This window comes from Achromobacter marplatensis (assembly GCF_049060505.1).
Lineage (GTDB): Bacteria > Pseudomonadota > Gammaproteobacteria > Burkholderiales > Burkholderiaceae_B > Achromobacter > Achromobacter marplatensis_A.
Map to the genome: position 1 here is coordinate 312,661 of NZ_JBMGRB010000009.1, position 24,615 is coordinate 337,275.

Consider the following 24,615-nt stretch of genomic DNA (forward strand, 5'->3'; position numbering starts at 1 on the left):
ATTCCAAGCTCTACATAACCAAAAGAAGTTAAGACATTCAATATTGATCGTTTGAATTCATATAACGAATTGTTAGATTAGGCCTCGTTCCCCACGCGCGCCCACGATTCGTTCCATGAACCTCACCTTCGATCACGTCCACAAGCACTTCGGCGACCTGCCCGTCGTGGATGGTTTTACCAGTGAAATCAAGGCCGGCGAGCTGGTCGCGCTGGTTGGCCCGTCGGGCTGCGGCAAATCCACGTTGTTGCATTTGGCGGCCGGGCTGGAAAAGCCCACGCAGGGCAGCGTGCTGGCAGACGGCCAAGCCGTCGGCGGCCCGCACCCCAGCCGCACGCTGGTGTTCCAGGAACACGCCCTGTATCCCTGGCTGACCTTGGAAGACAACGTGGCGCTGGCCCTGGAATTCCAGAACACGCCCAAGAAGCGCGCCCGCGAGGCCGCCCGCCATTGGCTGGCGCGCGTCAGCCTGGGCGGCTTCGAGCACTATTACCCGCATCAGGTATCGGGCGGCATGCGCCAACGGGCCGCGCTGGCGCGCGCCTTCATCGCGCAACCCAAGACGATGCTGATGGACGAGCCGTTCGGCGCGCTGGACGCGCTGACTCGCCTGAGCCTGCAAGACGTGCTGCGCCAGTTGATCGCCCAAGAAAAACCCACCGTGCTGCTGGTCACGCACGATGTCGACGAAGCCTTGTTCCTGGCCGATCGCATCGTCGTCTTCAGCCCGCGCCCGGCGCGCGTATTGCGCGAATTCAACCTGGCGCACCGCGAAAAAACGCACGACCTGTCGGATCTGGCCGCTGAAAAGCGCGAGATCCTGCGCCTGCTGGGCATCGCGGTGGACGGTTCGCAGGCGCACCCCGACCTGGCCCTGGCCGCCTGACCGGCATTTCCATTCCAGGCGGCGCCGTGGCGCCGCCGACCTTGAATTCCCTGGAGCTCCTCTCATGAAATTGAAGCAATGGCTGACCTTGCCGCTGGCCGCGGCACTGCTGGCGGCGGCCCCCGCAATGGCTGCTGAAAAATTCCGCGTGGGTTACCTGCGCGTGATGGACGACGCGCAGGCGATCGTGGCGCAAGAGGGCGGCTTCTACAAGAATGCGGGCCTGGATTCGGAACTGATCGAATTCAAGTCGGGCACGGACCTGATCAAGGCGATCGTCGGCGGCCAACTGGATATCGGCGTGCTGGGCTTCACCAACGCGGTGGCCTGGGCTTCCAAGGGCGCCGATCTGAAAGTCGTGGGCGGCGCGCAGCAAGGCTATCACTCGCTGATCGTGCGAGACGATTCCGGCATCAAGGATATCGCTGGTCTGAAGGGCAAGACGCTGGCCTCGCAAGCCGAAGGCAGCACCGCCGACGTGGTACTGAAAGGCGTTGTGCTCAAGCAGGGCAACCTGTCCGCGGACGACGTCAACGTCATGGGCGTAAGCCCGGCGGTGGCGGTTCAATCGCTGGTGGGCAAGCGCGTGGATGCGGCCTTCCTGTTCGAACCTTACGACCGCATCGCGCAACTGGTCGCGCCCGTCAAGCAAATCTACGAAGTGGGCCAGGCCTGGCCGTTTCCGTGCATGGTCGTGATCACCTCGGGCGAAACGCTGGCCAAGCGCAAGGATGACGTCTGGAAGGCGCTGGACGCGCAGAACCAGGCCATTACGCTGTTGCAGAAAGAGCCCGCGCAGGCCTCCAAGCTGATCGCCTCGTACTTCATCGCCGAGCCCACGCTCAAGACCTTGCATCGCGGCGAACTGCCGCGCGAAACCGTCATTGCCGAAGCCATCAGCACGCAGGTGTTCACACCCAAACTGACCAGCAAGGACACCGCGCGCATGCAGGAAATCGCCGACATCCTGCAAGCCCAGGGTTCGCTGAAGACGCGCGACGGCAAGCCGTATGACGTGTCCAGCATCGTCGACCTGTCCTGGCAAGAGGCGCGCAAACTTTGAGCTCGTCTACCCGAGTGACCGGCGCCCGCAAGCATCTTGCGGGCGTTTTGGGCGTCCTGTTCATTCTTGCCTTGTGGCAGTTGGCGGCCTTCGCGCTGCCTGATTTCCTGATGCCGGGCGTGCCCGCCGTCGTCGAGCGCCTGTTCGAAGACCTGGGCAAGCAATCATTCCATCAAAGCCTGTTGGGCACGCTGGGCCGGTTGGGCGCGGGCTACGGCCTGGCGCTGGCGGCGGGGATCGGCTTTGGCCTGGTGGCCGCGGTGCTGTTTTTCTTCCGCGAAGTGCTGCGCAGCGCCATCGTCATCCTGCAATCGATCCCGTCGATTGCGTGGGTGCCGCTGTTCCTGATCGTGATGGGGTTTGGCAACACACCCATCATCGTCGTGGTTGCGCTGTCGGCCTTCTTCCCGGCCGCGCTCAGCGTGATGAACGCCACTGAATCCGTGCAGCGGGTGCACGTGTCCGCGGCGCGCGTCATGGGCGCCACGCGCTGGGGGCTCGTCAAGCGGGTTTATCTGCCGGCCGTGATGCCTGAACTGATCACGGGGGCGCAACTGGCGTTCGGCAATGCCTGGCGCGCGTTGATTTCGGCGGAAATGCTGATCGGCTTTGGCAAGGGTCTGGGCCGTTCGTTGGCGTATTCGGGCGAAATCGCCGACATGACCGGCGTCATGACCAATATTCTGGTCATCGCCGTGCTGGCCGCGCTGATCGATCAGTTCGTGCTTGAAAACCTCAAGCATCGCCTGCTGCGCTACCAGTACGTTTAAGCAACGGAGCCCAGCATGATTCGCCGGATTCGCCTTGCCGCCCTGACTGCCTGCCTGCTGTTCGCGGGTTTGGCCCAGGCGCAAGACGGCGGGTTCGCCGCGGCCCATGCGCGCGGCGAATTGCGGGTGGGCGTGCCGTATCTGGCGGCACCGCCCGCAGCTGGCGCCAAGATCCGCACGCCGCATGGCCTGGATGCGCAGATGGCCGACAAGCTGGGCCAGCGCGTGGGGCTGCCGGTGCGCCTCGTGCAAGTGCCGGCCGGGCAGGCCGCCGCGGCGCTGGCCGCCAGCCAGGTCGACGTGGTGCTGGCCGATGGCGCGGACGGTCAACCGCAAGCGGTGGCCGTGCAGGCCACCGGCTATGGCGCTCGCCCCAAGGCGCTGATCCGCAGCGACACCTCGTGGCGCAAGCCCGCCGACGTGCGGGGGCGTAGCGTCTGCATGGCCGAAGCCGCAACCGACGCCCGGGCGTTGGCCGAAAGCTGGGGCGCGGTGGTGCGCACGTACCGCGTGCCCTCGGACGCGCTGGTGGCGGTACGCGAAGGCAGTTGCGATATCGGCTTGGTCGACGATGCGGTCTGGGAACCCCTGGTGCGGTTCCCGGAGTGGAAGAGGTTCTCGTCCACGCTGGCCGCCGATGGCGCCCGACGTGAACGCGTGTGGCTGCTGCCGGCTGGCGATACCGCTGGCCGCGCCTTGCTGGCCGACGAGATGCGGGCTTGGGACCGCGCCGGCGCCTGGAAGGCGATGACGGCGAAATGGGCGCGTGACGTCGCTTTCGACGTCTATCTGGACCAGGAAGTGGCGGACTGCCACGGTTAGAACGGTGTTGCCCCAGCACTTACAATGCCGGGCATGACGCACACGTTGACCGCTCCCTGCTCGTATCAGGAAGACATCAAGAAAAGCCGCTTTGCCGCCTACGCCGCGCCAGTCTCCTCGGTGGACGAGGCGATGCGCTTCTTCGCGGAACACAGCGACGTCGAGGCCACCCATAACTGCTGGGCCTACCGTATCGGACAGGAATACCGGTTCAATGACGACGGCGAACCCGGCGGCACGGCCGGGCGTCCCATCCTTCAAGCGATCGAAGGGCAGGGCATGGACCGCGTGGCCGTCCTGGTGGTGCGCTGGTACGGCGGCATCAAGCTGGGGGCGGGCGGACTGGTACGGGCATATGGCGGGTGCGCGGCGAATTGCCTGCGCTTGGGCGAACGGACCGAAATCGTGGACCTGGCCACCGTCAGCTGCGCATGCGGCTTTGCCGAATTGGCGCTGCTGAAATCGCGCCTGGCGCAAGCCGGCGCAGTCATCCAGCAAGAAGAGTTCAACGAAGACGGCGTGGCGCTGCGCTTCGTGGTGCCTCGGACCGTAGCGGGTGACCTGGAGGTCACCGTCGCCAATATCACACGGGGGCGCTCGGCCTGGGAGCTGGTGTCGTGACCCGGCCGTGATGGCGCGCCAGAACAAGAAAGGGGCCCTTGATCGGGCCCCTTTTCACGGTTACGCGTTCTGGCTGTCTTGCGCCGCGGCGATTTCCTGATGGACCTTTTCCATGTCCACCTCCTTGATCTTGGCAAGCAGTTCGTTCAACTGGCCGCCCGACAAGGCGCCGGGTTGCGAGAACAGCAGAACCTTCTCACGGAAGACCATCAGCGTGGGAATCGAACGGATGCCCAGGGCGCCGGCCAATTCCTGCTCTACGTCGGTGTTCACCTTGGCGAACGTGACGTCGGTGTGCTCGGTCGCGGCTTGCTCGAAGACAGGAGCAAAACCACGGCACGGGCCGCACCAGGGAGCCCAGAAGTCGACGATCAGGGTGCCGTCCGGAGTGATGGCGTCCTGGAAGCTGTCTTTGGTGAGTTCAACAATACTCATTTTGGATCCTTGCCGCGGTAAGCAGCGTAAAAAGGCCTCCCCGCCAGGCACGCTTTGCATGCTTGCTGCCCCAATGCGGTGCATGTTGGCCTTGGGGCGGCCAGGCGGCAAAAAAGGCGGTGTCAGAGACCCGGGGTATGCCTGTCCCGGGGCTGATTTGGCGACGCTTCGGGTGCCATGCGCTCTAAGGGCAATAGTAGAGCCGCCGATGGCGGCGTCGCAATGGTTGGCGCTATGGAGAGCGCAGACAGTGGCCGTCAGGCCGCAGTTTTTGTCGGGACGCCGGCCTCGTTCTTCAACGAAGCCACAATTTCGAAGCTGCGCAGGCGGTCGGTGATGTCGAAGAAGTCGGACACGATCATGACTTCGTCGGCCTCGGTTTCGGCCACCAGCGCTTCCAGCCGGCGCTTTACGGTGTCGGGCCCGCCCACGATGGCGGCGCCCAGTCTTTGATTGACCGCTTCACGCTCCCATTCGTTCCATAGCCCGTCCATGCTATCGACGGGCGGCTGCAGTTGCAGGCGATGGCCGCGCACCAACGACAGGAACTTCAGCTGTTGCGTCGTGGCCTGGCGCTGGGCGGCTTCGTCGGACTCGGCCGCCACCACCGGCACGCCGATCATGGCGTAGGGACGCGATAGCGTCGCCGACGGCTTGAACAGATGCCGGTACAGGCGCATTGCCGCCATGCCCTCGGGCGAGAAATGGCCCGCGAACGAGAACGGCAGGCCCAATTCGGCGGCCAGGCGCGCGCTGAAATCGCTTGAGCCCAGCAGCCAGATCGGAATATCCAGGCCTTCGCCGGGGATGGCGCGCACGGGTTGATTGGGGCGCGATGCGGCCAGGAAACCTCGCAGTTCTTCCACCAGCGCCGGAAACTCCAGGCCGCTGCGCGGTCCGCGGCGCAGGGCATGCTGCGTGGCGCCATCGCTGCCGGGCGCGCGTCCCAGGCCCAGGTCAATGCGGCCGGGGTATAGGGTTTCCAGCGTGCCAAACTGTTCGGCGATGATCAGCGGGGCATGGTTGGGCAGCATGATACCGCCCGAACCCACCCGCAACGTATTGGTGTGGCCGGCTACGTGCCCGATCAGGACGGCCGTTGCACTGGATGCCACGCCATTGATGTTGTGGTGTTCGGCCAGCCAGAAGCGCTTGTAGCCCAGGCGCTCGACATGCTGGGCGACGGCCACCGTGTTGCGGAAGGCATCGGCCGCGTCACGGCCTTGCACAATAGGGGCCAGGTCCAGGACCGAAAACGGAATGCGCGCGAGCGTGCTCATGCGGATATCTCCGTACAGAGGGCGGAACAGGCCGGCAACGCGGCGTCAAAACAGGTAAGGCGCAAGGTGAACTCCATATACCGTAATACATGGGGAGTGTATCGGCGAATTCAACCGGCCACGGCAGCAACCTTATGGCCGGGCGGGTTGTATTGGCAGGAGCTATCGCCGCCATTGAGAGGGCCCACGCCAACAAAAAGCCGCCACGGCAGGGCGCCGGGCGGCTTTTCGGGCTGGCAATGCCGGAACGGCTTATTCAGGGAAGAATGCGTAGCGGATCACGAACAGCACCGCTACCAGCCACGTGGCCGGATGCACGTCGCGGACCTTGCCGGTGGCGGTCTTCAGCACCACATAGCTGATGAAGCCGAAGGCGATGCCGTTGGCGATCGAATACGTGAACGGCATGACCAAGGCGGTTAGGGCGGCCGGCGTGGCCTCCGTGACTTCGTTCCAGTCGATGTCGATCAGTTCACGCATCATCAGGCCGGCCACGTAGAGCAAGGCGGGCGCCGTCGCGTAGGCTGGCACGGCGCCCGCCAGCGGCGAAATGAACAACGCGGCCAGGAACAACAGCGCGACGACCAGCGCGGTCATGCCGGTGCGGCCGCCGGCCTGCACCCCCGACGCGCTTTCGACGAAGGCGGTGGTGCTGCTGGTGCCCAGCGCGGAGCCGGCGACGATGGCGGTGCTGTCGGCGAACAGCGCGCGGCCCAGCCGGTTGGGGCGGCCTTCCGGCACCAGGCCGGCGCGTTTGGCCACGCCCACCAGCGTACCGGTGGCGTCGAACACCTCGACCAGCACGAACACCAGAATCACATGCACGAAACCGCTGTGCAGCGCGCCCAGGATGTCCAACTTGAGGAACGTGGGCGCCAGGCTCGGCGGGGCCGAGAAAATGCCCTTGAACTCGTTGTAGCCCAGCGCCATCGACAGCACGGTGACGACGATGATGCCGATCAGGATCGCGCCGCGCACGCGCAGCGCATCCAGCGACGCAATAATGAAAAAGCCCAGGATCGCGAACAGCGGGCCGTGGGTCGTCAGGTTGCCCAGAGAGACCTTGGTGGCCGGGTGGGCGACGACGATGCCGGCGCTGGATAGCGCGATAATGGCAAGGAATAGCCCGATGCCTGCCGCGATCGCGCTGCGCAGCGAATGCGGAATGCCCTTCACCAGCCAGACCCGGATGCCCGAGATCGTCAGGATCAGGAAGATCACGCCCGAGATGAACACGGCGCCCAGCGCCTGCTCCCAGGTGTAGCCCATGGTCTTGACGACGGTGAAGGCGAAGAAGGCATTCAGGCCCATGCCCGGCGCCATCCCGATCGGCCAGTTGGCGACCAAGGCCATCACCAGCGACCCTAGCGCAGCCGCCAGGCACGTCGCGACGAAGACGGCATCGCGGTCCATGCCGGTGGACGACAGGATGTCCGGGTTGACGAAGATGATGTATGACATCGTCAGGAAGGTCGTCAGACCGGCCACGATCTCGGTACGCGCGGTGGTCCCGTGTTCACGCAGCTTGAATAGCTTCTCCAGCATTCGAGTCCCCAGTGTGTTTGCAGGCTTGTAGGTTGTTGTGGGCGGGTGCCGGCTGGCCCCGCGATTTCATAAACAGGCGTATTTTCGCATCAGTTGTAAACTCTGCCGCCATGATTATTCTCGGCTTTGAAAGCTCCTGCGATGAAACCGGTGTCGCAGCCGTTTGTACGGAACGGGGACTGCTCGCGCACGCGCTGCATACCCAGATCGCCATGCACCAGGAATATGGTGGCGTGGTGCCGGAACTCGCTTCGCGGGACCATATCCGCCGCGTCGTGCCCTTGACCCGCCAGGTGCTCGAAGAGGCCGGCCTGCAGATGTCCGACATCGGCGCCGTCGCCTACACAGCCGGCCCGGGGCTGGCAGGCGCGCTGCTGGTCGGCGCCAGCGTGGCGCAGTCTTTCGCCTGGTCGCGGCATTTACCCGCCATCGGCATTCACCACCTGGAAGGCCACCTGCTATCGCCCATGCTGGCCGATCCGCGGCCCGACTTCCCGTTTGTGGCGCTGCTGGTATCCGGCGGTCATACGCAGCTGATGCGCGTGGACGGCGTTGGCCGGTACGAACTGCTGGGCGAAACGCTGGACGACGCCGCAGGCGAGGCCTTCGATAAATCGGCCAAGCTGATGGGGCTGGGCTATCCCGGCGGTCCGGCCCTGGCCAAGCTGGCGGGGCGCGGCGACGCGTCGCGCTTCGAGCTGCCGCGTCCGATGTTGCACAGCGGCGATCTGGATTTCAGTTTCAGCGGTTTGAAGACCGCCGTGCTGACCCGGGTCAAGGCGGCCGAAAAAGAAGGGGGGCTGGATGACCAGGCTCGCGCCGATCTGGCGGCGGCCACGCAGGGCGCGATCGTCGACGTGCTGGCCGCCAAGGCCATCAAGGCGCTGAAGCAGACCGGCTTGCGCCGGCTGGTGGTGGCGGGCGGCGTTGGCGCGAACCAGCTGCTGCGCGCCAAACTGGCCGCCGCGCTGAAACCGTTGCGCGCGCAGGCTTACTTTCCGCCGCTGGAACTGTGTACCGATAACGGCGCGATGATCGCTTTCGCGGCCGCCGAGCGGGTCAAGGCGGGCTTGGTGACGCTGGACCCCGATGCGCACAGCTTTACCGTCAAGCCGCGTTGGGACCTGGCGGACATCACGCAATGAAAACGGGCGGCCCGGCCGCCCGTTTCATCATGAACCCGTCCTATTTTTTCTTGCCGCCGCCGATCTTGCTTTCCGTGCCCTGGATCAAGCGGGTGATGTTCGCGCGATGACGATAGAACAGCAGCACGCCAATCACCGCCAGCGCCACGCCCATGGCCGGTTGCGCATACCAGGCAAGCCCCGAGCCGAACACGTAGTACACCGGGGCGAAAAACGCCGCCACCAGCGAGGCCAGCGAAGAATAGCGGAAGAAGACCGCGATGATCAGCCAGGTAGCCGCGGTGGCCACGGCCAGCCAGGGTTGGATCGCCACCAGCACGCCCAGCGCCGTCGCCACGCCCTTGCCGCCCTTGAATCCCAGGAAAATGGGGTACAGATGGCCGATGAAGGCAGCCAGGGCCACTAGGGCCAGGCCGGCGGGGGCAATGCCGGGGGCCAACTTTTCAGCCAGCCATATCGCGAACCATCCCTTTGCGGCGTCGCCCAGCAAGGTCAGCGCGGCCGCCGTCTTGTTGCCGGTGCGCAGCACATTGGTGGCACCGGGGTTCTTGGACCCGTAGCTACGGGGGTCTTGCAGCCCCATCAGCTTGCTGACGACGACCGCGAACGGCACGGAGCCGATCAGGTAAGCCAGCACGATGAGCGCAGCGGTGAACACCAGGGAGGGTTCGGTAATCGCCATGGAAAGGGAGTCCGTTGTTGTCGTAATGGCGCGGATTCTACCGCGCCGGCCGCCGCCCCTGGCTACGGGTTATCGAGCGTGGCGCCGACGCCTCGCCGGACAGGCATCGGCAAGACCGACATACAGGGTGCGGCCGCGGACGGTACAATCCGACACGTCCACCCGCGTTTTATTTTCTTTCGGATGCACAATGCGAATTCTGGTTTCGAACGACGATGGTTACTCGGCCCCTGGGCTCGAAGCGCTGGTAGCAGCGCTGCAAGGCTTGGGCGATTTAACCGTCGTCGCGCCCGAGACCAACCATAGCGGCGCCTCCAACTCCCTGACGCTGAACCGGCCCTTGTCGGTGCGCACGGCCTCGAACGGCTTCATCGCCGTCAGCGGAACGCCTTCCGACTGCGTCCACGTGGCGCTGACGGGGCTGATGGACACGCGCCCGGACCTGGTCGTGTCCGGCATCAACAACGGCGCCAACATGGGCGACGACACCTTATATTCCGGCACGGTCGCCGCCGCCAGCGAAGGCTACCTGTTCGGCATCCCGTCGATTGCGTTCTCGCTGGCCGAAAAAGGCTGGGAACACATCGATTCCGCCGCGCGCGCCGCCCGTCTCGTCGTCGAGCGGCATCTGGCCCAGCCTTTGGCGGCGCCGGTGTTGCTGAACGTCAACATCCCCAATCGACGTTTCGAAGACCTGCACGGCTTCGCGGTCACCCGCCTGGGCAAGCGGCATCCGTCGCAGCCCGTGGTGCGCACCACCACGCCTTACGGCGACACCGTCTACTGGATCGGGCCGGTGGGCCTGGCGGCCGATGCCGCCCCGGGCACGGATTTCCACGCGGTCGAGCAGGGTGCCGTGTCAGTCACGCCATTGCGCCTGGACCTGACGCAGCACAGCCAACTGGACGAAATCCGCACGTGGGCAGAGCCGCTATGCGCAAACGCATAAGCCAGCCTGACGTCTCCCAGGCGACGCCGGGGCGCCCCGGTCCGGTCCGCTACGACTCGGGCCGGCTTAGCCCTGGCGTCACGCCCGCCAATAGCAACACCCGCATTTCCGCCGCCACGTTGCCGCGCCAGGCCCAAGCGCCCGTGCCCGCTGCCGGCGGCAATCTGGGCCTGAACTCCGAACGTCTGCGCCAGGCGATGGTGCAGCGCCTGCGCGGGCAGGGCATCAGCGATGAACGCGTCCTGAACGCCATGTCCGCCGTGCCGCGGCATCTTTTCGTCGATGAGGCGTTGGCCAGCCGCGCCTATGAAGATGCGGCGTTGCCCATCGGCCATTCGCAAACCATCTCGCAACCTTGGGTGGTGGCGCGCATGATCGCCGCCGTGTGCGAAGACCGCACGCCGACCCGCGTGCTTGAAGTGGGCGCGGGTTGCGGCTATCAGGCGGCGGTGCTTGCGCAGTTCGTGCGCGAGGTCCATTCGATCGAACGCATTCGCGGGCTCTACGAGCTTGCGCGCGAGCATCTGCGCGCCTTGCGGCTGACCACGCGTATCCGTCTGATCTACGGCGATGGCACGTTGGGCCTGCCCGGAGTGGCCCCGTTCGATGCTATCGTTGTGGCTGCCGCTGGCTTGGCTATTCCGCAAGCGCTGCTTACGCAGCTTGCGCCGGGTGGCCGCCTGATCGCTCCCGAAGGGGGCTCGAACCAGCGCTTGGTGCTGATCGAACGCACCGGCGCAGCCAGCTGGAAACGCACTGAATTAGAGGCCGTGCGCTTTGTGCCGCTACGCGCCGGAATACAATCTTGAGCAAACAGGAGAAACGTATGCTCAACGGGCAGTTGCAACTGACCGATATGACTAAGGGCGCGTCCATGACGCGCCTGCGCCGCCCGCTCTTCGTCGCGGGGGCGCTCAGCTTGGCCATCTTGGCCGGCTGCGCATCGAAAGGAACTCGTGCACCGGTGGTCGACATGACCGGCGGGCAACCCGCGCCATCGGCTCAGCCCGGCGGCAGCTATGTGGTCAAGCCGGGCGACACGCTCTATAAGATCGCCCGCGCCAACAACGTGGATATCGAAAGCGTCAAGCGCTGGAACAACCTCAGCGACCCTAACCAGATCTCGGTCGGCCAAGTGCTGAAGATGTCCGGCGGGTCGGGCGGGGGCGCGCAAACGGCGCCTGTCGCCAGCGCCAAGCCGCAACCGCGGCCGCTGGATCAGCCCGAAGCGCCGGTCGCATCGCTGCCGCCGCCGGACTCGTCGGCCACGCCGGCGCCCGCGCCGGTCGAGGTCAAGCCTTCGCCCCGCGCGGCGGACGCCAGCGTCATCAATTGGGCATGGCCCGCCAACGGCGCGATCGTCCAGACGTTCAACGCCAGCAGCAAAGGCATCGACATTTCCGGCGCCCTGGGCGACCCGATCACCGCTGCGGCGGACGGCCTGGTCAAGTACAGCGGCAACGGCGTGCGCGGCCTGGGTAACCTGATCATCGTTGAACACCAGAACGGCTTCATCACCGCTTACGCGCATAACCGCGCCTTGCTGGTGAAGACCGGGCAGAACGTCAAGCGCGGCGCCAAGATCGCCGAACTTGGCCAGACCGACACGACGTCGCCGCGCCTGCACTTCGAGATCCGCCGCCAAGGCACGCCCGTCGACCCGATGCAGTACCTGCCCGCCAAATGACGCCTACCCTGGTATTCGACCTTGAAACCATCCCCGACGCCGATGGGCTGCGCAAGCTTAACGGCTGGGGCCCCGAGGTTCCAGACCAGGAAGTCGTCGAACGCGCGCTGACGGCGCGACGCGAAGCCGTCGGCCACGACTTCCTGCCGCTGCATCTGCACAAGGTCGCGGTGGTGGGATGCGTATTCCGCGACGACCAGGGGTTCCGCGTCAAGACACTGGGCCAGCCCGATGATCCCGAGGCCGCCTTGCTGGCGGGATTCTTCAAGACCATCGAACGCTACACGCCCAAGCTGGTGAGCTGGAACGGATCGGGTTTCGACCTGCCCGTCCTGCACTACCGCAGCCTGATCCTGGGTGTGCCCGCGCCGCGCTATTGGGACATGGGCGAAGAAGATCGCGACTTCAAGTTCAACAACTACATCGCCCGTTACCACACGCGCCACCTTGACTTGATGGACGTGCTGGCCAAGTACAACGGCCGCGCCAACGCGCCGCTGGACGACCTGGCCAAATTGTGCGGCTTTCCCGGCAAGCTCGGGATGGACGGCAGCAAGGTCTGGGAGGCCTGGAGCACAGGCCGCGCCGACGAAGTCCGCGCCTATTGCGAGACCGACGTCGTCAACACGTGGCTGGTGTATTGCCGCTTCCGCTTCTTGCGTGGCGAACTCGACCGCACCGCCTACGACGCCGAAATCGCCCTGGTGCGCGATACGCTGTCTGCCAGCGACGCGGCGCACTGGAAGGAATACATGGCGGCCTGGGACGCGAACTGACGCGTTCAGCAGGTTTGGCATGCACGAAGCACGGGGCCTGACGGGCCCCGTCTTCACATCTGGCGGATGCGCAATCGACTGAAACATGGACGTCGGGGACGAAACCCGGTTGAAACCAGGCTGACCCCACAATGGCCTCGCTTTCTTCACTTTCAGGAGACACAACATGTCCCGATTCGCTATCCGCTCCAATTTGGCCGCTCTTGCATTTGTCGCCGCGACGGGCGGTCTGGTAGCCGGTTCCGTCATGGCCGCGCCGCCGCCTGCCGCCGACGGCGGTCCGGCAGCCATGCACCATGGTGAACGCGGTGAGTTTCACAAGGGCATGCGCGACGGCCTGTTTATTCCCGGCATCGGCCCGGTCTCCAAGGCGCAGCTGGACCAGTTGAAGCTGGACGACAAGCAGCAAGCCTTGTTCAAGACCGCGCAGGACGGCCAGCGCAGCCTGCACGAAGCCATGCGCGCCTCGGGCGGCAAGCGCCACGATCTGCTGAAGTCCCAGTTGGATAGCGGCAAGCTGGACCCGCGCGCCCTGATGGCGCAATCGGACCAGACGCGCGACCAGTTCCGCGCGCAGGGTCAGCAAGTACGCGATCAGTGGCTGGCTGTCTGGGATAGCTTGAACGATACCCAGCGCGGCCAGGTGACCAAGCTGGTCAAGGAGCGTGAAGCCAAGATGCAGGAACGCCACGCCAAAATGGAAGGTCGCCATGGCGGCAAGGGCAGGGGGGCGATGCCTGCCGCTCCGGCTGCTGGCGATGTCGCTCCGCCGCCGGCGCCGGCAGCCAACTAAGTCCGCAGACCCGGACACGCCGACCTAACCTGCCCACATGCGGCGCCAGACGGCGCCGCTGCCTGAACGGCGAACCCCGGACGCGCTCTCGCGCGATCCGGGGTTTTTTCTTTTATGGCGCGGCGAAAGCGCGAAGGCCATTCCGCGACGCCGCCCCAGCATGGCGCGGATTCCCCAACTTGGGGCAGGGCAGTGAGCCGCCATGCGGCGCCTGCACGCTTGTGGTGCGTCGCGGCCGTGGGTCAACGGGCAGCCGGCTACTTGTCACCTTCCTGAAACCTGGCATGGACATTGCTTAGAACAAAGGAAGCCGGTAACCACCGCTGCAAAACCGGTTAGAGGGATGCGCCACGCGGCCATCCTCCTCCTCGTTAAATCCGATCAGGACTCCGCACCATGAAGAAGACGTTGCTAGCCTTGCCTTTTGCGCTTGCCGCTTGTTTCGCCTCGACTGCCCAGGCTGAACCGACCGATCTGGGGGGCGGTTTTTCTCTTAGCGGCAACGCCACCATTGCCAGCGACTACCGGTTCCGCGGTTATTCGCAGACCGACTTCCGCCCGGCGGTGCAAGTGGGCGTCGACTTGACCCATAGCTCAGGCTTCTACCTGGGCAATTGGAACTCCAACGTATCTGACTTCGTCTTCACCGACGGCAATCTGGAAATGGACTTCTACGGCGGCTGGAAGGGCGACGTCGGTGGCGGGTTCACGCTGGACGCCGGCGTGCTGCATTACTACTACCCGGGCTCCAGCTCGCCGAAGGGCGGCAACTACAACAACACCGACCTCTACCTGGGCGCCTCCTATGGCAACTACTCGCTGAAGTACTCGTACACGCCCAGCGACTTCTTCAGCACGCCGGACAGCAAAGGCACCTGGTATCTGGACGGCACGGCCACGTTCGATCTGGGCGACGGCTGGGGGCTGCTGGGGCATTTGGGCTATCAGAAGCTGAAGAACCAATCGAACATGGACGGCGATTCGATCGGCCATTACGTCGACTACAAGGTCGGCGTGACCAAGGACCTGAAGGGCTGGGTGCTGGGCCTCGCCGCTGTCGGGGCCACCAAGGACAACTGGCTGCCCACCAAGTACGGCCACCCGTCGGGCCGCCTGGGCGCCGTCTTCTCGGTATCGCGCGCGTTCTAATGAAATCCGTGGCGGCGCCTTGAAAACGCGCCGGCCTTTTGGGGGATTGATGGAGACTGCCTGATGGGCAGTCCCCATCAATTCCCCTTTTTTTCGGCTGCGGGGCGTTGTTTGCCGTCAGCTTTGCCTTTGTGTGCGTGACGCGGTTGCTTCTGCCGCCGAAGGCCCCCAAAGCGCCCGATTCTCCTCCCACGTTGCGAGAAATCCGATAATTGCCTTTAATGGTCGCGCGAACGGCGTTGCGCAAAGGTATATTTGCGCGGTGTCGACCCTTGCCGCCGTGGTGGCGGCAAGCTATTCAAGGAGCTTTGAGCGCAGTGACCATCGATTTCGAAGAATCAATAAAGCCTTTTTCCTGGATGGAGTACGAGGGCAGCTTTTCAGTCATCCTCACCGTTGGGGAATACAAGGAAGAGGTCTTCCGCCGCCGCAGGCAAGAGGGTTTTGTGGGTTCGGGCTACGACTGGACGTCATTGGCGCTGGTCTTCCTGAATGAAAAAAAGCCCGAGCTTGCTGAACAGATTGATTTTGATCCCGAAGCGGACACGTTCTGCGCCTATTCTTCCGACAGCGAAGCCCTGAAGACCTTCATCATCGGATTCAAGGCCGCGTGCGAGGACTGGAGACTGATCCAGGACCTGTTCTCGCGGGCGGAGCTGGACTGAGTCCGGGCCGGCGGTGGGCGAGCCAATGATCGAAACGCGCTTGCTGCGGCAATTCGTCGCCGTGGCCGAAACGCTGCATTTCAATCGCGCCGCCCAGCGCCTGCACATGGCGCAGCCGCCGCTCAGCCAGGCCATCCGCCGGCTGGAAAGCGAGATCGGCGTCACGCTGTTTGAACGCACCAACCGCAGCGTGGCATTGACGCCGGCGGGCGCCGCATTTTTGGACACCGCGCGGCGCATGCTGGCCTCGCTTGAGGAAGGCGTGGCGCACACGCGCCGAGTAGCCCAAGGGATGGACGGGCACTTGACGCTGACCTTCATCAATATCGCGCCCTACGCCTTGTTGCTGCGCGCGTTGCGCGATTTCCGTAGCGCGTGCCCGGCGGTCGCGTTCACGCTGCAAGAGGCCACCACGCATGAACAGGTCCAGGCCCTGGAGGCCGGACGCGCGGACATCGGCTTCATGCGCGTGCCCGGCGCCACGACGCCCAGCTTGCGGTTCAAGACCTTGTTGCGCGAGCCCATACAAGTGGCGCTGCCCGCCGCGCATGCGCTTGCGGCCGAAGCGGTCGTGCCGCTTGCCGCCCTGAAAGACGAACCATTCGTGGCGTCGCCCCGGCGTTTGGGGCAGGGGTTTCACGATCAATTGATCCAACTGTGCCAGACGGCGGGCTTCGTGCCCCGCGTGGTACAGGAGGCCCGGCAGTTGCAGACGGTGGCGGCGTTGGTGGCGGCCGGTTTCGGCGTAGCGTTGCTGCCCGCGTCGCTGGCCCAAGCGGGGCGCGAGGATATCGTCTTCCGGCCCCTTGCCGCCGACGCGCCCGCGCCCTTGCAGTCTTTGGATCTACTGATTGGCTGGAATCCGGAACGCGCATCGCCTGTTCGCGATCGCCTGATCGATGCGGTGCTACGCACGCTCGGGGTCCCGAATGAAGATTCGACAAATTAAGACTCTATCCGTCTTATTAAGCGATAAATAATATATTTTACTGTCGTGTGCAGGCACCCTAAGCTCGGGGTCCGTTCTTGTCGAGTTCAGCCTGCCATGCCCGTCGCCGTCTATATCTTCTCTGTCTGCACATTCGCATTCGGTTTGTCTGAATTCGTTGTTGCCGGCCTGGTGTCGGCGATGGCCGACGGCTTGCACGCCAAGATCGAGGCCGCCGGGACGGCGATCGCCGCCTACGCGTTGGGCGCCGCAATCGGCGCACCCCTGATCCCCGCGCTGGTCGCCCATTGGCGCGACCGCCGCACCTTGGCGTGGTCCATGGCCGTGCTGGCGGTGGGCAGCGTCGCAATGAGCGTGGCCGGCACGTTGCCCGTGTTGCTGGCCGTGCGGTTCGTGGTGGGGCTGGCCCATGGCGCCTTCATGGCGGTCGCCTCGGATGCCGCTACCCGGTTGGTGGACGAGGCGCGCGCTGGCCGGGCCGTGGCCGTCGTGTGGATCGGATTGACGCTGGCGCTGGCCTTAGGCGTGCCGCTGGGCACTTTCCTGGGTAGCCTCTGGTCCTGGCGGGCGGTTTTCGCCGCCATCGGCGTGCTGGCCCTGGTCGGGTTGGCGGGACTGCTGTGGTGCATGCCGGGCAAGGAAGCGCCTGGCGCGCGCGCCGCCGGCGCGGCCGGCATGGGCGCGGGCCTGCGGGCCATCGCCCACCCGCAGATGGTGATTGCCGCCGGCGTGGGCGCGCTGGTCAGCGTGGCGACATTCAGTTTCTTCACCTTCGTTTCGCCGTATCTACTTCAGGTGACCGGCGCAGACGTGCCGCGGCTGAGCGTGGCCATGCTGCTGTTTGGCGCGTTTTCCATCGCGGGCAACCTGCTCGGCGGCTTCCTGGTCGACAAGATGGACGCGGACCGCGCGGCGCTGCTGGCGGCGGCCGGGCTGACGGCGACGTTGCTCGCCCTGTATGGGTTCCGGCAATCCGGCTGGGCGGTCGTGGTGCTGGCCGGCGCGTTGGGGTTGGTGTTCTTCTGCATCGTGACGGTGCTGACGCTTCGGCTGCTGAAGCTGGCGCAACGTCATGTGCCCGAATCCACGGCGGTGGCGGCTGGCCTGAACATCGCATCGTTCAACCTGGGGACGGCGGTGGGCGGGGGGCTGGGCAGTCTGACCATCGCCTGGGCGGGCCTGCCCGCGTTGCCGCTGGCGGGCGCGGCGGCGGCCGTGGCCGCAATGGTGGCGTTGTGGCTGCAATCGGCAAAAGCGTCGGACCGTTTGGCGGCTTGAGTCCAGCAGGAATCCCATGTGGAACAGGCGGGAAACGAGGCGTATCGAAGACCATTTTCCTGAATGCCTGGAGTCCTTCTACAATATTGGGTTGCGTGTAATTCTGGACTGCGTGAGATGTCAGACGTTTTGAGTATCGAGTCCCTGGACCTGGAAGCCAGGGGGATCGCCCGTCGCGACGGGAAAGTGGTTTTCGTGGAAGGGGCCCTGCCGGGCGAACGGGTCACCACCGTGACGCTGCGCCGCAAGCCGTCCTACGAGATCGCCCGCGTGGACCAGGTAATGCGCCCCTCGTCGCAGCGGGTCGTGCCGCGCTGCCCGCATTTCGGTGTCTGTGGCGGCTGTGCCATGCAGCATCTGGAGCCCAGCACGCAAGTGGCCATCAAGCAGCGCTCGCTGGAGGACACTTTCTGGCATGTCGGCAAGCTGCGTCCGGCGCTGATCTTGCCGCCGCTGCAGGGTCCCACCTGGGGTTACCGCTACCGCGCCCGCCTGTCGGTCCGGGTCGTGCCGAAGAAGGGCGGGGTGCTGGTGGGTTTCCACGAGCGTAAAAGCAGTTATGTGGCCGACATGCGCGAATGCCACGTGCTGCCGCGCCACGTCAGCGATTTGCTGATGCCGCTACGCGCCATGATCGCCTCGATGTCGGCGCCGGACCGCATGCCCCAGATCGAAGTGTCGCTGGGTGAAGGCGTGACAGCGCTGGTGCTGCGCCATCTGCTGCCGCTGACCGACGGCGACATCGCCATCCTGCGCGCCTTCGCCGCCCAGCACAACGTGCAATGGTGGCTGCAGTCCAAAGGTCCCGAAACCGTCCATCCGATGGAGCGCGAACACGGCGACACGCTTGCCTACACCATGCCGGAATTCGGCCTGCGCATGCCGTACCGGCCTACCGATTTCACGCAGGTCAACCACGCCATCAACCGCGCAATGGTGTCGCGCGCGTTGAAGTTGTTGGACGTGCAGCCGACCGACCGCGTGGCCGACCTGTTCTGCGGATTGGGCAACTTCACCTTGCCGCTGGCCACGCAAGGGCGCGAAGCCGTGGGCGTGGAAGGCAGCAAAACGCTGACCGACCGCGCGTTCGACGCCGCCTCGCGGCATGGCCTGGGCGACCGCACTAGCTTCGCCACGCTAAACCTGTTCGAGGTGGACGCGCACTGGCTGCGCAGTCTGGGTTACTTCGACCGCATGTTGATCGATCCGCCGCGCGAAGGGGCGCATGCGGTGTCGCAAGCCTTGGCGGAATTGACGGCCGAAGAGCGGCCCCGACGCATCGTCTACGTGTCCTGTAATCCGGCCACGCTGGCGCGCGATGCGGCCATCCTGGTGCATGAGGGCGGATATGTGCTCAAGAGCGCCGGCGTCATCAACATGTTCCCGCATACGGGCCACGTCGAATCGATAGCGGTCTTTGAGTCGCTGGATGCCGCCGGCGTGCTGGAAGTGAAGGAACGCGCTCGTCTGCGCGCCATCCAGGCCGCGGCGGATGCGGTGGCGGCGGGAGCCGCCAAGGCCGCCGCAGCAGCAGAAAAGGCAGCCGCCAAACAAGCGGCGACCGATGCGTACCACGCACGCGTGGCAGCGGAAGCCCAACAAGCGTCCGAAGACGCGTCCACACAGACCGCCGAACAAACCGCCGTGCAAACCGTTGGGGAAACTGCGGGGCAAGCCCAGGGCTGATCCCGGGCGCCGGGCCGGGCGAGTCTCGGCCCGGGATGGCCGTTTGGCGCGTCTGGCCGGCCTGCCGTTAGTGCGAGCGTCCCAGATTTTCAAGGATCGGGCAGTCGGGCCGGCCGTCGCCATGGCAATTGTTCGCCAGATGCTTCAGCGTGCCGGCCATTTCGCGCAACGCTTCGGCCTTGCGCTCCAGCTCCTGTACATGGCCCAGCGCAATGCGCTTGACGTCGGCGCTGGCGCGGCTGCGGTCCTTCCACAGCGCCAGCAGCTCGTTCATCTGTTCGACTGAAAACCCCAGGTCCCGCGCGCGGCGCACAAAGCGCAGCGTGTGCAGGTCGTGGTCGTTGTAGACGCGGTAGCCCGCGTCCGTGCGCACTGCCGGGCCGATCAGACCGATGCTCTCGTAGTAGCGGATCATCTTGGCGGAAATGCCAGAGCTCTTCGAAGCTTCTCCGATGTTCATGTCAGGTTCCTTGGGCTGGCTGGCACGGTGCAGGCACGCGTGCGGGTCTTGATTCAACGTGGAATTTGCAGTGTTAACTTTCCCATTATGGGAAGGTCAAGGAGTATTTTACGCTTGACCTTGCCATTATGGGAATGTTTAAGCTGCCGGACATGATGTGCAAAAAGTTGCCCATCAGCCTGACATTTCCGGAGAAAAACCATGAGCATCGAATTCCAAGTGCCCGACATGACCTGCGGCCATTGCGTGAAAACCATCACCGGCGCGGTGAACGAAGCGGCCCCGGGCGCGACGGTGACGGTAGACCTGCCGACGCATCGCCTCACGATCACCGGCACCGACCAGGCGGACAAGCTTGAAGCCGCCATCCGCGACGCAGGCTACGCGCCGACGCGCCTCTGATGTCAGCCGCCGAAAGGCCGGGTATGATAGATCCGGATTTTCGGCGGTTCTTTCTCAATTGCTAAAACCTATCGATCGATTTAATTTATTAAATTTGATTAATTAATAGCTAAGATTTATCATTCTTTCCATGGTGGTTAAACAAACCCCGCTACCCAAGGAGAGATTGAATGCTGCAAAACCGCGAAGGCCAACGTGTTCCGAACGTAACGTTCCCCGTCCGCGAGGACAACACGTGGAAGAAGGTCACGACCGACGATCTGTTCAAGAACAAGACGGTTGTCGTCTTCTCGCTTCCCGGCGCTTTCACGCCGACTTGCTCGTCGACCCACCTGCCGCGCTACAACGAACTGGCCCCCGCGTTCTTCAACGCCGGCGTGGACAGTATCGTCTGCGTTTCGGTGAACGACACCTTCGTCATGAACGAATGGGCGAAGGATCAGGAATCGGCCAATATCACGCTGCTGCCCGACGGCAACGGCGCGTTCACTGAAGGCATGGGCATGTTGGTCGACAAGAGCGACCTGGGCTTCGGCAAGCGCAGCTGGCGCTATTCGATGCTGGTGAAGGATGGCGTCGTTCAAAAGATGTTCATCGAACCGGAAAAAGAAGGCGACCCGTTTGAAGTGTCGGACGCCGACACGATGCTGGCGCACATTGCCCCGACGGCCAAGAAGCCCGACCAGGTGGTCGTGTTCTCCAAGCCCGGCTGCCCGTTCTGCGTGGAAGCCAAGGCGCTGCTGGAAGAAAAGGGCTACGCCCCGATCGAGATCCCGCTGGAAAACAAGGTCCGTGGCCGCGTGATCGGCGCCGTGTCCGGCAAGGGCACCGCTCCCCAGGTGTTCATCAACGGTTCGCTGATTGGCGGCCTGGAAGACCTGAAGGCGCACTTCGCCTAAGGCTGCAAGCCGGGCAGGGGAGGTTTCCCCCGCCCTGACCAGCGCGGCCGGCGGTTGCCGCAACCGCTGCGCCGCGCCGGCACGAGCTTCCCTTCTTACGCACCTTTACCGCATTCCTTTGCGCGGGCCTTCGCGGGCGCCGCCGGACGGTGTTCGTCCCAAGGATGCGTAACAAGGCGGAACTCGCCTTTGAATCCTTGCTACTCGCAACATGGGGGATACCCAGTCATGAAAACTCTGCACACCGATATCGCCATCATCGGCGCCGGCACCGCCGGACTGGCCGCCTATCGCGCCGCCAAAGCCGCCGGCAAGCGCGCGCTGCTGATTGAAGGCGGCCCCTATGGCACGACCTGCGCCCGAGTGGGCTGCATGCCTTCCAAACTGCTGATCGCCGCCGCCGAAGCCGCCCACGGCGCGGCCCATGCCGACGCGTTCGGCGTGCACGTCAGCGGGGAAATCTCGGTGGACGGCGTTGAAGTGATGGACCGCGTCAAGCGTGAACGGGACCGCTTCGTGGGGTTCGTGCTGGAAGGCGTGGAGAACATCCCGGCCGAAGACAAATTGCGAGGCTATGCCCGCTTTGTCTCCGATACCGTGCTGCGGATAGACGAGCACACCGAAGTCCATGCGGCCCGCGTGGTCATCGCCACGGGTTCGCGCCCGTCGGTGCCGCCGCCGTTTCGCGCGCTGGGCGATCGCCTGGTGGTGAATGACGACGTCTTCGCTTGGGACGACCTGCCGCGCCGCATTGCCGTGTTCGGTCCCGGCGTGATCGGTCTGGAACTGGGGCAGGCGCTGGCCCGGCTGGGGGTCGATGTGCGCGTGTTCGGCGTCAGCGGCAGCCTGGGCGGGATCAGCGATCCGCAGGTGCGGCTGAACGCCCGCAAGATATTCCAGCGCGAGTTTTACCTGGACCCGGACGCGCGCGTCCTGGAAACCACTCGCGTCGGCGATGAAGTGGAAGTGCGCTATGTCACGCTGGACAACAGCGAACGCACCGAACGCTTCGATTATGCGCTGGTTGCTACGGGCCGCCGCGCCAATGTGGACGGCTTGGGCCTGGAAAATACGTCGCTTGTATTGAACGCGCAGGGTGTTCCGCTGTTCGATCGTGAAACGATGCAGGCCGGCGATTCGCCGATCTTCATCGCTGGCGATGCCAACGCCGACGCTCCGTTGTTGCACGAGGCTGCCGACGAAGGCCGCATCGCGGGTGAAAACGCCGCGCGCTTTCCCGATATTCGACAGGGATTGCGCCGCGCGCCGCTTGCGGTAGTGTTCTCGGATCCGCAGATCGCCGTGGCGGGCCAGGGTTACGGGCGCTTGGTTCCGGGCACGTTCGTCATCGGCGAAGTGGATTTCAGCGACCAGGGCCGTTCGCGTGTGATGCTGAAGAACAAGGGCATGCTGCATGTGTACGCCGACATCGCGACGGGCCGCTTCCTGGGCGCCGAAATGGTCGGCCCCAGCGCCGAGCATATCGGCCACTTGTTGGCGTGGGCCGTGCAGCAGGAACTGACGGTGGCGCGCATGCTGGAAATGCCGTTCTACCATCCCGTGATCGAGGAAGGCCTGCGGACGGCGTTGCGGGATGCCGCCGCCAAGCTGGCCCGCGCCCAGGAGGCGCTTCACGGCGAAGAATCGGAACGCGAAACGGCGTAAACCGGGCTGACCCTTGCCAATGAAATGGGCCGCGATATCGCGGCCCATTTTGCTGCGGCAGCCCCGGGGGGCGCGTCAGTCGTCTGATTGCTTCTTCGGCACCGGGAAGGGATTCTCGCGGTACTGCAGCGTGAAACCGGCGCGTTCGTCCTGGCCCAGTTCGCGGGCCAGATACGGCATGGCTTGCTTTAAGCCTTCGTGCAAGGTCCAGGGCGGGTTGATCAGGAACATGCCGCTGCCATGCAGGCCATAGCCGTCGATGGTGGACTTCTTGACGGTCAACGTAGCGTGCAGCCAGCTCTTGACCTTCAGGTTCTCGAAATGGCGGGCCATTTCGCTGGCTTCGCGGCGCTGCACCAGCGGATACCAGATGGCGATGGTGCCGGTGGCGAAGCGCTTGACGCATTCCTTCACGGTGATCAGCGTGCGGCGGTAGTCGTGCTTGTCTTCATACGACGGGTCGATCAGCACCATGCCGCGGCGCGTCGGCGGCGGCAGCAGCGCCTTGACGCCTTCGAAGCCGTCATCGCCGTAGATGGTGGTCTGGCGCTGCGCGGTGCGCCCCTGGTGTTCCAGGTTGACGACCAGTGTGTCGATTTCCGTCGGGTGCATCTCGAACAGGCGCAGACGGTCGGACGGGCGCATGACGTCCAGCGCCAGCCACGGCGAACCGGGGTAGCGCTTCAGGCGGCCGTTGGTGTTGTAGTCGCGGACGCGGGCGACGTAGTCGGCCAGCAGCGGCGGCAAATCCTTGGCGTCCCACAGGCGGCCGATGCCGTCTACGAATTCCGAGGTCTTGTTCGCCCAGTCGCCTTCCAGGTTGTAAAGGCCTGCGCCGGCGTGGGTGTCCACGACCCAATAGGGCGCGTCTTTTTTGTTGAAGTAATCCAGGGTGTGGACCAGGATGGCGTGCTTGAGCACGTCGGCATGGTTGCCGGCGTGAAAGGCGTGGCGGTAACTAAACACGGGGCGTTCTGCCTCAGGCGGCTGGCCGGATCACGGCCAGCTCGTCGGTGAAAATGCCGTCGATGCCCCAGTCCAGCAGCAAGCGGGCGCGTTCGGGGTCGTTGACGGTCCAGGCCGCGATCCGATAGCCGGCGGCATGCACGGCATCGATCAGTTCGCGGGTTGCGTCTTTCTGGTTGATGTTCAGCGCGACGCAGTCATATTTGGCCAGGCGTTCGCGCCAATCGGCGGGCACTTCTTCCACCAGCAGGGCGCGCGGCAGTTCGGGCGCGACTTCCTGCGCGGCCTGCAGCGCTTCTTCGGCGAACGAGGACAGCAAGGGAGGCGTGCCGGCGTTTTGCCACAGCTGCTTGCAGGCCAGCGCCACGGCCGCGCCGGTTTCGGCTTCGCGGCCCGGGCAGGGCTTGATTTCGACGTTGCTGGCGATGTGGTTAGCGACGGTGTAGCGGGCCACGGCGGCGAAGGTGGGCAGCGGTTCACCGGCGTAGGCGGCCGAGTGCCAACTGCCGAAGTCCAATTGCGCCAGCTCAGCGTAGGGCTTGGCGGCGGCCGGGCCATGGCCGTTGGAGGTGCGGTCGACGTTGTCGTCGTGCATCAATACGAGCACGTTATCGCTGCTTAGCTTCACGTCATATTCGAACATCGTGAAACCGTGCTCGGCGCCCACGCGCATGGCGGCCAGCGTATTCTCCGGCGCCAAACGGCCGCCACCGCGGTGCGCGATGTAACGGGAATAGGGCCAGGACGGGAGTTTTGCAGTCATTGTTGGTGTTGCGTGTGCTTCTTATGGACAGGGTTGCAAGGATACTCCTTCTTGCCCCAATGACGCCCGGCCCCCGCCTCCCGAAGAACGGTCCTACCCCCGGAAGAAAAGCCGCGCCGTCGCCGGGCCGCCCCAAGGCGGCGCAGCCCCCTCGGGGGGCAGCAAGCGAGCGAAGCGAGCGCAGCGTGGGGGCCCTGGCGTCAGCCGCGCCGTCGCCGGGCCGCCCCAAGGCGGCGCAGCCCCCTCGGGGGGCAGCAAGCGAGCGAAGCGAGCGCAGCG

26 protein-coding genes are annotated in these 24,615 nt (G+C 64.8%); 19 read left to right on the top strand and 7 right to left on the bottom strand.

The window, feature by feature from the left end:
- Positions 1 to 115 precede the first annotated feature (115 nt).
- From ACI0FO_RS22675 to ACI0FO_RS22695, 5 genes are all read left to right on the top strand, one after another.
- A complete protein-coding gene (locus tag ACI0FO_RS22675) occupies positions 116 to 886 on the top strand; it encodes an ABC transporter ATP-binding protein (RefSeq protein WP_416030371.1) in 771 nt (256 codons plus the stop codon).
- A 64-nt stretch (positions 887 to 950) separates the two neighbouring features.
- The gene (locus tag ACI0FO_RS22680; RefSeq protein ID WP_105560164.1) at positions 951 to 1,949 is read left to right on the top strand and encodes an ABC transporter substrate-binding protein; all 999 of its coding nucleotides are present in this window, start codon (positions 951 to 953) and stop codon (positions 1,947 to 1,949) included.
- Entirely contained in the window at positions 1,946 to 2,719 is a 774-nt protein-coding gene (locus ACI0FO_RS22685; RefSeq protein WP_105560163.1) for an ABC transporter permease, read from the top strand. The genes ACI0FO_RS22680 and ACI0FO_RS22685 overlap by 4 nt, the downstream gene beginning before the upstream one ends.
- 15 nt (positions 2,720 to 2,734) lie before the next feature.
- Positions 2,735 to 3,541 (top strand): transporter substrate-binding domain-containing protein, encoded by an 807-nt coding sequence (locus ACI0FO_RS22690; RefSeq protein ID WP_416030374.1) that lies wholly within the window; start codon positions 2,735 to 2,737, stop codon positions 3,539 to 3,541.
- Between the two features lie 33 nt (positions 3,542 to 3,574).
- Positions 3,575 to 4,162, top strand: a complete 588-nt coding sequence (locus ACI0FO_RS22695; protein ID WP_416030375.1) for an IMPACT family protein — start codon at positions 3,575 to 3,577, stop codon at positions 4,160 to 4,162.
- Positions 4,163 to 4,222: 60 nt separating this feature from the next.
- Here the strand turns inward: ACI0FO_RS22695 and ACI0FO_RS22700 are convergent, their stop codons facing one another.
- From ACI0FO_RS22700 to ACI0FO_RS22710, 3 genes are all read right to left on the bottom strand, one after another.
- Positions 4,223 to 4,597, bottom strand: coding sequence for a thioredoxin family protein (locus ACI0FO_RS22700; RefSeq protein WP_006222300.1), 375 nt, complete (start codon positions 4,595 to 4,597; stop codon positions 4,223 to 4,225).
- 257 nt (positions 4,598 to 4,854) lie between these two features.
- Positions 4,855 to 5,877, bottom strand: coding sequence for an LLM class flavin-dependent oxidoreductase (locus ACI0FO_RS22705; protein WP_416030377.1), 1,023 nt, complete (start codon positions 5,875 to 5,877; stop codon positions 4,855 to 4,857).
- Between the two features lie 252 nt (positions 5,878 to 6,129).
- Positions 6,130 to 7,422, bottom strand: a complete 1,293-nt coding sequence (locus tag ACI0FO_RS22710; RefSeq protein ID WP_105560160.1) for an NCS2 family permease — start codon at positions 7,420 to 7,422, stop codon at positions 6,130 to 6,132.
- Between the two features lie 110 nt (positions 7,423 to 7,532).
- Between ACI0FO_RS22710 and tsaD the strand changes: the two genes are divergently transcribed.
- Positions 7,533 to 8,567, top strand: coding sequence for a tRNA (adenosine(37)-N6)-threonylcarbamoyltransferase complex transferase subunit TsaD (gene tsaD, locus ACI0FO_RS22715; RefSeq protein ID WP_416030380.1), 1,035 nt, complete (start codon positions 7,533 to 7,535; stop codon positions 8,565 to 8,567).
- Positions 8,568 to 8,607: 40 nt separating this feature from the next.
- Here the strand turns inward: tsaD and plsY are convergent, their stop codons facing one another.
- Positions 8,608 to 9,249, bottom strand: a complete 642-nt coding sequence (plsY, locus tag ACI0FO_RS22720) for a glycerol-3-phosphate 1-O-acyltransferase PlsY (protein ID WP_416030382.1) — start codon at positions 9,247 to 9,249, stop codon at positions 8,608 to 8,610.
- 190 nt (positions 9,250 to 9,439) lie between these two features.
- On the opposite strand from plsY, the gene surE reads away from it, so the two are divergent.
- The 10 genes from surE to rlmD all read left to right on the top strand — a co-directional run bounded on the left by surE (position 9,440) and on the right by rlmD (position 19,181).
- Positions 9,440 to 10,198, top strand: coding sequence for a 5'/3'-nucleotidase SurE (gene surE / locus ACI0FO_RS22725; protein WP_416030384.1), 759 nt, complete (start codon positions 9,440 to 9,442; stop codon positions 10,196 to 10,198).
- Positions 10,183 to 11,007, top strand: a complete 825-nt coding sequence (locus ACI0FO_RS22730) for a protein-L-isoaspartate(D-aspartate) O-methyltransferase (protein ID WP_416030386.1) — start codon at positions 10,183 to 10,185, stop codon at positions 11,005 to 11,007. The genes surE and ACI0FO_RS22730 overlap by 16 nt, the downstream gene beginning before the upstream one ends.
- 17 nt (positions 11,008 to 11,024) lie before the next feature.
- The gene (locus ACI0FO_RS22735) at positions 11,025 to 11,885 is read left to right on the top strand and encodes a peptidoglycan DD-metalloendopeptidase family protein (protein WP_416030388.1); all 861 of its coding nucleotides are present in this window, start codon (positions 11,025 to 11,027) and stop codon (positions 11,883 to 11,885) included.
- Positions 11,882 to 12,661 (top strand): 3'-5' exonuclease, encoded by a 780-nt coding sequence (locus ACI0FO_RS22740; protein ID WP_105560155.1) that lies wholly within the window; start codon positions 11,882 to 11,884, stop codon positions 12,659 to 12,661. The genes ACI0FO_RS22735 and ACI0FO_RS22740 overlap by 4 nt, the downstream gene beginning before the upstream one ends.
- A gap of 166 nt (positions 12,662 to 12,827) precedes the next feature.
- Positions 12,828 to 13,454 (top strand): hypothetical protein, encoded by a 627-nt coding sequence (locus tag ACI0FO_RS22745; protein WP_416030390.1) that lies wholly within the window; start codon positions 12,828 to 12,830, stop codon positions 13,452 to 13,454.
- Between the two features lie 396 nt (positions 13,455 to 13,850).
- Complete coding sequence (locus ACI0FO_RS22750; protein WP_416030392.1) at positions 13,851 to 14,603, top strand: TorF family putative porin; 753 nt, start codon at positions 13,851 to 13,853, stop codon at positions 14,601 to 14,603.
- 317 nt (positions 14,604 to 14,920) lie between these two features.
- Positions 14,921 to 15,268 carry an Imm51 family immunity protein gene (locus tag ACI0FO_RS22755; RefSeq protein ID WP_416030394.1) on the top strand — a complete coding sequence of 116 codons (348 nt, stop codon included), beginning with the start codon at positions 14,921 to 14,923 and terminating at the stop codon, positions 15,266 to 15,268.
- Positions 15,269 to 15,293: 25 nt separating this feature from the next.
- The gene (locus tag ACI0FO_RS22760; RefSeq protein WP_416030396.1) at positions 15,294 to 16,217 is read left to right on the top strand and encodes a LysR substrate-binding domain-containing protein; all 924 of its coding nucleotides are present in this window, start codon (positions 15,294 to 15,296) and stop codon (positions 16,215 to 16,217) included.
- Between the two features lie 96 nt (positions 16,218 to 16,313).
- Positions 16,314 to 17,495, top strand: a complete 1,182-nt coding sequence (locus ACI0FO_RS22765; RefSeq protein WP_416030398.1) for an MFS transporter — start codon at positions 16,314 to 16,316, stop codon at positions 17,493 to 17,495.
- Positions 17,496 to 17,612: 117 nt separating this feature from the next.
- Positions 17,613 to 19,181 carry a 23S rRNA (uracil(1939)-C(5))-methyltransferase RlmD gene (gene rlmD, locus ACI0FO_RS22770; RefSeq protein WP_416030400.1) on the top strand — a complete coding sequence of 523 codons (1,569 nt, stop codon included), beginning with the start codon at positions 17,613 to 17,615 and terminating at the stop codon, positions 19,179 to 19,181.
- Positions 19,182 to 19,248: 67 nt separating this feature from the next.
- Here rlmD and cueR read toward each other — a convergent pair whose 3' ends face one another.
- Entirely contained in the window at positions 19,249 to 19,641 is a 393-nt protein-coding gene (gene cueR / locus ACI0FO_RS22775; protein WP_416030402.1) for a Cu(I)-responsive transcriptional regulator, read from the bottom strand.
- A gap of 201 nt (positions 19,642 to 19,842) precedes the next feature.
- On the opposite strand from cueR, the gene ACI0FO_RS22780 reads away from it, so the two are divergent.
- From ACI0FO_RS22780 to ACI0FO_RS22790, 3 genes are all read left to right on the top strand, one after another.
- Positions 19,843 to 20,043 (top strand): heavy-metal-associated domain-containing protein, encoded by a 201-nt coding sequence (locus ACI0FO_RS22780; RefSeq protein ID WP_416030404.1) that lies wholly within the window; start codon positions 19,843 to 19,845, stop codon positions 20,041 to 20,043.
- 170 nt (positions 20,044 to 20,213) lie between these two features.
- Positions 20,214 to 20,942: a glutathione peroxidase gene (locus tag ACI0FO_RS22785; RefSeq protein ID WP_416030406.1), complete on the top strand. Its 729-nt coding sequence runs from the start codon at positions 20,214 to 20,216 to the stop codon at positions 20,940 to 20,942.
- Positions 20,943 to 21,170: 228 nt separating this feature from the next.
- Complete coding sequence (locus ACI0FO_RS22790; protein WP_416030408.1) at positions 21,171 to 22,607, top strand: dihydrolipoyl dehydrogenase; 1,437 nt, start codon at positions 21,171 to 21,173, stop codon at positions 22,605 to 22,607.
- Positions 22,608 to 22,682: 75 nt separating this feature from the next.
- On the opposite strand, the gene ACI0FO_RS22795 is transcribed toward ACI0FO_RS22790, so the two are convergent.
- Together ACI0FO_RS22795 and ugpQ are read right to left on the bottom strand one after the other, a co-directional pair.
- Positions 22,683 to 23,573: a 23S rRNA (adenine(2030)-N(6))-methyltransferase RlmJ gene (locus tag ACI0FO_RS22795; protein WP_416030410.1), complete on the bottom strand. Its 891-nt coding sequence runs from the start codon at positions 23,571 to 23,573 to the stop codon at positions 22,683 to 22,685.
- 13 nt (positions 23,574 to 23,586) lie between these two features.
- Positions 23,587 to 24,336 (bottom strand): glycerophosphodiester phosphodiesterase, encoded by a 750-nt coding sequence (ugpQ, locus tag ACI0FO_RS22800; RefSeq protein ID WP_416030412.1) that lies wholly within the window; start codon positions 24,334 to 24,336, stop codon positions 23,587 to 23,589.
- Positions 24,337 to 24,615 lie beyond the last annotated feature (279 nt).